Origin of the sequence: Pseudomonas sp. NPDC087346 (assembly GCF_044744235.1) — a bacterium.
Lineage (GTDB): Bacteria > Pseudomonadota > Gammaproteobacteria > Pseudomonadales > Pseudomonadaceae > Aquipseudomonas.
This window is the reverse complement of record NZ_JBIUXX010000098.1, coordinates 10,755-12,711: the sequence shown is the minus strand read 5'-3', so window position 1 is coordinate 12,711 and position 1,957 is coordinate 10,755. Positions and strand designations below refer to the sequence as shown.

The following is a 1,957-nucleotide window of genomic DNA, read 5'->3' as shown; positions in this document are numbered from 1 at the left end:
ACCTGCGGTAACGTCGACGCCGCCAAGAGCACCCTCAACGGGCGCCCGCTGCACGACTCGAAGATGATCTACGAAGATCACCTCGAAGCGATCACCCGCGATTCGAAGAAAGTCGGCACCACCGGTGACGATATCGACCTGGCATTGCTGGTCGACGGCTTGCAGGCTGAGCGGGAGCAGGGCATCACCATCGATGTTGCTTACCGCTATTTCTCCACCGCCAAACGCAAATTCATCATTGCCGATACCCCAGGCCATGAGCAGTACACCCGCAACATGGCCACCGGTGCATCCACCTGTGATCTGGCGATCATTCTGGTCGACGCCCGTTACGGCGTGCAGACCCAGACCCGTCGCCACAGCTTTATCGCTTCGTTGCTGGGCATCAAACACATCGTTGTCGCCATCAACAAGATGGACCTGAAAGACTTCGATGAAGGTGTGTTCGAGTCGATCAAGGCCGACTACCTGAAGTTCGCCGAAGGCTTGAAGATGAAGCCGACCAGCATGCACTTCGTGCCGATGTCTGCCTTGAAGGGCGACAACGTGGTGAACAAGTCCGAGCGCTCGCCGTGGTACACCGGCCAGTCGCTGATGGAAATTCTCGAGACCGTGGAAGTGGCGGGCGACCGCAACTTCACCGACCTGCGTTTCCCGGTGCAGTACGTCAACCGTCCGAACCTGAACTTCCGTGGTTTCGCCGGCACCCTCGCCAGCGGCATCGTCAAGAAGGGCGACGAGGTTGTTGTGTTGCCGTCGGGCAAGAGCAGCCGGGTGAAATCCATCGTCACTTTCGAAGGTGAACTGGAACACGCCGGCCCGGGTCAAGCGGTGACGCTGACCATGGAAGACGAAATCGACATCTCCCGCGGCGATCTGCTGGTGCATGCCGACAACGTGCCGCCGGTCACCGACAGCTTCGAAGCGATGCTGGTGTGGATGGCTGAAGAGCCGATGCTGCCGGGCAAAAAATACGACATCAAACGCGCTACCAGTTACGTGCCGGGCTCCATCGCCAGCATCGTCAACAAGGTCGACGTGAACACCCTTGAAGAAGGCCCGGCGAGCGCATTGCAGCTCAACGAAATCGGCAAGGTCAGGATCGCGCTCGATGCGCCGATTGCCCTCGACGGTTACGAAAGCAACCGCACCACCGGCGCGTTTATCATCATCGATCGTTTGACCAACGGCACCGTCGGCGCCGGCATGATCGTCGCTCAGCCGGTGTCGCATGGCAGCGCCACGCACCACGGCAAACTGGCGCATGTCGCGACTGTCGAGCGCGCCCAGCGCTTCGGCCAGCAACCGGCTACCGTGCTGTTCAGTGGTTTGTCGGGCGCAGGCAAGAGCACGTTGGCATATGCCGTCGAGCGCAAGCTGTTCGACATGGGCCGTGCGGTGTTTGTGCTGGATGGTCAGAATCTGCGTCACGACCTCAACAAGGGTCTGCCGCAGGATCGCGCCGGTCGCACCGAGAACTGGCGGCGTGCCGCGCATGTGGCGCGTCAGTTCAACGAAGCCGGCCTGCTGACCCTGGCTGCATTCGTTGCGCCGAGTGCCGAAGGCCGCGAGCAGGCCAAGGAGCTGATCGGCAAAGAGCGTCTGCTGACGGTCTATGTGCAGGCATCGCCAGCCGTGTGCGCCGAACGTGATCCGCAAGGTTTGTACGCCGCTGGTGGCGACAACATCCCGGGCGAATCCTTCCCGTATGACGTGCCGCTGAATGCCGATCTGGTGATCGACACCCAGTCGCTGTCGCTGGAAGACAGCGTCAAGCAAGTGCTGGAACTGCTGCGCAAGCGTGGCGCGATCTAAGATGAAAGCAGCGACGAGCTTCTAGCTTCAAGCTGCAAGAAAAAACCCGCTGATGAGTGATCATCAGCGGGTTTTTTGTTGTCTTCAAGATTGCTATCGCTGGCAAGCCAGCTCCCACAGTGATCTTCAGTGAACACAAATC

At 59.8% G+C, this 1,957-nt stretch carries 1 protein-coding gene; it reads left to right on the top strand.

The window, feature by feature from the left end:
• Positions 1 to 1,815: sulfate adenylyltransferase subunit CysN (gene cysN, locus ACIOZM_RS29935; protein WP_401220864.1), on the top strand; the 1,815-nt coding region annotated here is incomplete at its 5' end.
• Positions 1,816 to 1,957 lie beyond the last annotated feature (142 nt).